Here is a 4,844-nt window from a genome sequence, read left to right on the forward strand (position 1 = left end):
ATAATTGGTTATTCAATTGCATCAACTGGTAATTATTTTACACAGATACTTTTCTTTTTATCATTCATAATGATGTCTTTTGTGGATACATATATTGATAGAAAGCGTAAGCGAATATTGGTGTACTGGTTAACAACAATTATTGTTATAAATTTGTTTGATAATATATTTCTCAATCAACAATTTCAGGATGCAAGCACGTTGATTTTTACTTCTTCTGGTTCTGAATTATTGAAAACAAACGTTGGTGCCACTACATTTGATGCAATGATATTTTTAATGAGTGGAATCATATTAATAATATTACTACAGAAACAGAAATTTATATTAAAAATAACGTTAGCAATTTCAATTGTCGGATCGATATATTTAATTTTTTATTTGCATAGTCGAGCAACCTCTTCAGTGCTTACTGTAATAATGTTGATATTGATTATTTGTGAGAAGAGCCTGGGTTCAATGAATAAAGCTAAAAAAATTTTATTATATGCTTTAATAGTAATAGGAATATTTGCTTTTCTTAGTCCGATACTTGAGTATATGGTTTCGTTAATAAGTAATCAAAGAATTTCGACAAGGTTAGCATCTCTCTTGAATTTTACAAAAGGAAATGATATTGCATTTATTAGTGGGGATGATTCGTTTGGGACAAGATTGTATCTTGCTAAAACCTCGATCAACACTTTTTTTCATAACTTACAAAATTTCATCATTGGTTCGGGATACAATTTGAAAACCTATAGTAGTATGAGTGAAATGATAGCGAATACCGGTGTTGGCTATCATGCAGAATTAATTGATTTATTTGCTATATATGGAATAATTGGAGGTTTGATAGTGTTTGGGATATTGAAAGAATATGCGAGGATCCTAAGAGAATTATTTAATGAGTACTCAGCGAAATCACAATTGATGATTGTTTATTATATGTTTATTGTATATTCTTTTTTGAATTTATCTTTTTATTCCGAACTTGGTATTGTAATTGTAATTTTATTACCATTTGTACCTGCTCAGTTTAAATCACGTGAGGATATTAGTAAGTTTGTGAAGTGAAAAAATGAATTTAGGGTGATAAATATGAATGAAATATCTATCGTTACTGCTTTTTTTAACATTAATCGAAATGAATGGGGTCCTTATTCAAGAACTGTGGATGAATATCTAGGGTATTTTTCCATATGGGCAAAAATGAAAAATAAATTAATCGTTTATGTGGAATCTTCTGAATTAGCTGAGAGAATCATTAGCGTTAGAGAAAAATATGGATTAAAAGAATTTACAATAGTCAATATCGTAGATGATTATACCAAAATAGATACTGAACTATACGAAAGCATAAAAGCTGCAACTCAGAATCAGTATCAGAAACAATTTAGACTATTGCCAAACAATCCTGAATGCTGGAATTATAATTATAATTACGTAATGCAACTGAAAATGTGGTGTGTTCAAGATGCAATTGCAAAGGAACAAGCTTCTGGGATGGTCGCGTGGGTTGATTTTGGTTTTAATCATGGTGGTTCTGTGATTGATAGTAATTCAGATTTTAATTTTTTGTGGGAGTACAATTTTCCAGAGAAGATTAATTTATTCTCAATTCAGGATATCGATGATCGTCCAATCTTTGACATAGTAAGAAGCATGGATGTGTATATAATGGGGACTATAATTGTAGGAGTAGATAAGTTATGGCATGAATTTTGGTTATTAATGCGAACAGCCATGATAAGCCTAAATAATTGTGGATTAACTGATGATGATCAAACGATCTTATTAATGGCATATCGGATTAATCCAAGGATATTTCAGATACTAGAGTCAGGTTGGATGTTACAAATTAAGCAATATGGTGGAGAACATTTAGTTCTTAAAACTGCAAAAAATAATGGCAAGAAGAAAAATATCAAAAAATATTTTATAAATACACCAGTAAGAGGATTAATCAGAAAGATAAAAGATACAATATTAAATTTAAGGTATTCAATTAGAGTTTTTTCAACGTTACAAAAAACTACTCGAAAATAAAGAAATAATAATTTGTGAGGTTACAATGGAAAAGGAATTTAATCCTAAAATAGCAGTTGCAATTTCTTTACAACAGCACTCATACAAGACAGCTGAAGCACTCGAACAAAATGGAATGTTATATAAGTATTACACTACAGTTTTTTATGATAAAGAGAGTATAATCTATCGATTACTTAAAAGATATCTAAATAGTGACTTGACAAAGAGGATGCAAGGGAAATATAGTGCTATATTTAGTGCTAAAGTCTCAAAATACTATGAGTTTTTAGGTTTGCTTTTTTTATTTGTTATTCGAAAGGATCATAGTAGAATTATTTTACCTAAAATTAAAGGAATAATGAATATACTCTTTGGAGTTAAAATAGCTAAAGAATGTATTAAACACAATATTGATGTTGTAATTATGTATGATACATTAGCATATTATTCATTTAAAAAATTGAAAAATAGTTCAGCAAAAACCAAAAGAGTATTAGATATGGCAAGTGTATCTGCTCCTCATATTAGAGATATTCTTTTAAGAGAATTGGAAAGTGAGACTTCTTTTAAAGATTCATTACAGCTTAGTTTAAAACAATATTCAAGAAAACTTTGCTTGAAATATGAAAAAGAAATTCAATTGGCGGATTATTTCCTAGTGGCATGTACGTTTGCAAAGAAAACACTTATAGAACTAGGTGTAAAGGATAAACAAATTTACTACCTACCACTAGGTGCAGAAGTTGACAAATTCTTGCCTATAAAGAAAAAAGAGAGCTTGAATAAAACAAAGTTGAAATTCCTTTTTGTGGGTAGGGTTGAAGCTGCAAAAGGTATTTTCTATTTATTAAATGCATTTAAAGAATTAATTAATTATGATATTGAGTTAGATGTTGTGGGAGCAATAAAATGTAACTCTGCTGATTTAGAGATATATGGAATTAATGTTAATTTTCTTGGAAATAAACGTAAAGAAGAAATGCCAGCAATATATACTGATGCTGATGTATATATACTATCATCATTATGGGAGGGGTTTTCTCTATCTTTATTTGAAGCCTTATCATCCGGATTGCCAGTTATTGCAACAGACTGTTCATGCGCCCCAGATGTTTTAACTGAACTTGAGGAAGGCTTTACAATAAGCTCAGCTAATATTACGGAGTTAAAGGAAAAAATAGTTTGGTTTGTAAATAATAAAGAGAAAATACCAGAAATGGGATTGAAATCAAGGGAACTTGCTAAACGGTACACATGGGAAAAATATAGTGAGAATCTTACTGAAATAATTAAAAGCATTGTTATTGAGGATTGATTCAAATAGGGAGTTTGGTTTTATGCAAAAGAAATATAAATCTTTATTTTCAAATACTATTATCTTCGCTATTGCGAGTCTTGGTTCAAAGTTTATTTTATTTTTTTTATTACCACTATACACAAATACACTTACAACCTCAGAATATGGAATATCTGATCTACTGGTAACGAGTGCAAATCTGATCATTCCCTTTATTACTCTTTCCATTAATGACTCAATTCTAAGGTTTGGTTTAGATAAAAATATTAATTCGGGGCAAGTCTTTAAAAATACTTGTTTAATTCTGCTTGGGTCCACTGCATTAATGCTTGCTTTATATCCTTTTGTAGGCTTATTCAAGCCATGGGCATCTTGGGTAGGATATTTTGTTTTAATCACAATTTTGCAAATGTTTCGATCTTCTTTTTCACTTTATTTGAAAAGTATTGATAAAATTAAAATCTTCGCATTAGATAGTATTCTGTACACATTCTTATTGGCTACAGGAAGTATAGTTTTGTTGTTGATATTGAAGATGGGATTAAATGGTTATTTTATTGCAATGATCTTTGCGATGAGTGTGTCATTAATATTTCAAATTATTGCGGGAAAACTATACGGATACTTTATTAATTCTAATGTAAACAAAGATTTACTGAAGAAAATGTTAGTATATTCTATACCATTAATAACTAACGCTGCATCTTGGTGGGTTATTAATTTTTCTGATCGTTTCATGCTAAATTATTTTAGAACAGAGGTTGAAGTAGGACTATATTCGGTAGCTTCTAAGATACCTTCGCTTGTAACAACTTTTTCTAGTGTGTTTCTTCAAGCTTGGGTAATTTCATCAATAACAGAATATGATGAAAAAAGAGATAAGGGTTTTTACAAACGTGTATTTTCAATCTACAGTTTATTCTTAGTGCTTACTGCTTCTACATTTATGATAATCGTTAAACCTTTTATGAGTTTTTATGTTGGAAATGATTTTATGGGTTCCTGGAAGGCGGTTCCTTACCTATTGCTTGGAGCAATATTTTATAGCTATTCTCCATTCTTTACAGCTATATATAAATCAGCAAAGAAGAATATCCGTGAAATGACTGCTACTCTAATAAATGCAATACTAAATATTCTATTAAACTTGTTCCTTGTTCCGAAATACGGATTAATGGGGGCAGTGATGGCAACTATGATAGCAAATTTGGCTGTAAGTATGTACTGCATATTTGATTCGAGGAGATTTTTTAGTTTTTTTATTGATTTTAAAATATTGTATTTTAATTTTTTGATTTTAATCATTCAATGTGTTGTCGTTTCGATGGATTTTCATCCTGTTGGCGTATCATTGATAAGTGTTTGTTTACTTCTAATTGTAAATTATAATAATGTAATTAGTTTATTTATTACACTCAAAAAATTGTTGCTGAAACAACGCTCACTAGAGAAATGAATATATAGATATTATTTAATCTAGTAATAGAAGAATTAGTATTATATTAGAAAAGGTATTGAATTAGATATGTTAAAATAG

Annotated in this window: 4 protein-coding genes; all 4 read left to right on the top strand. The window is 29.3% G+C overall.

The features are described 5' to 3' along the window. Window positions 1-1,056: hypothetical protein (locus tag L6I86_RS35425; RefSeq protein WP_236293616.1), on the top strand; the 1,056-nt coding region annotated here is incomplete at its 5' end. Window positions 1,057-1,080: 24 nt separating this feature from the next. Further along, entirely contained in the window at window positions 1,081-2,028 is a 948-nt protein-coding gene (locus L6I86_RS35430; RefSeq protein ID WP_236293618.1) for a WlaTC/HtrL family glycosyltransferase, read from the top strand. 25 nt (window positions 2,029-2,053) lie between these two features. Further along, on the top strand, window positions 2,054-3,325 hold the full coding sequence (locus tag L6I86_RS35435) for a glycosyltransferase family 4 protein (protein WP_236293620.1): 1,272 nt from the start codon (window positions 2,054-2,056) through the stop codon (window positions 3,323-3,325). 22 nt (window positions 3,326-3,347) lie between these two features. Then, window positions 3,348-4,763: a lipopolysaccharide biosynthesis protein gene (locus L6I86_RS35440; RefSeq protein ID WP_236293622.1), complete on the top strand. Its 1,416-nt coding sequence runs from the start codon at window positions 3,348-3,350 to the stop codon at window positions 4,761-4,763. The last annotated feature ends 81 nt before the right edge of the window (window positions 4,764-4,844 follow it).

This window comes from Paenibacillus allorhizoplanae, from assembly GCF_927798215.1.
In the GTDB taxonomy this organism is placed as follows: Bacteria; Bacillota; Bacilli; order Paenibacillales; family NBRC-103111; genus Paenibacillus_E; species Paenibacillus_E allorhizoplanae.

Bases quoted from the DNA above. Each gene is read 5' to 3' on its own strand.
- L6I86_RS35430 (WP_236293618.1), top strand. From the start codon at position 1,081: ATGAATGAAATATCTATCGTTACTGCTTTTTTTAACATTAATCGAAAT.
- L6I86_RS35435 (WP_236293620.1), top strand. From the start codon at position 2,054: ATGGAAAAGGAATTTAATCCTAAAATAGCAGTTGCAATTTCTTTACAA.
- L6I86_RS35440 (WP_236293622.1), top strand. From the start codon at position 3,348: ATGCAAAAGAAATATAAATCTTTATTTTCAAATACTATTATCTTCGCT.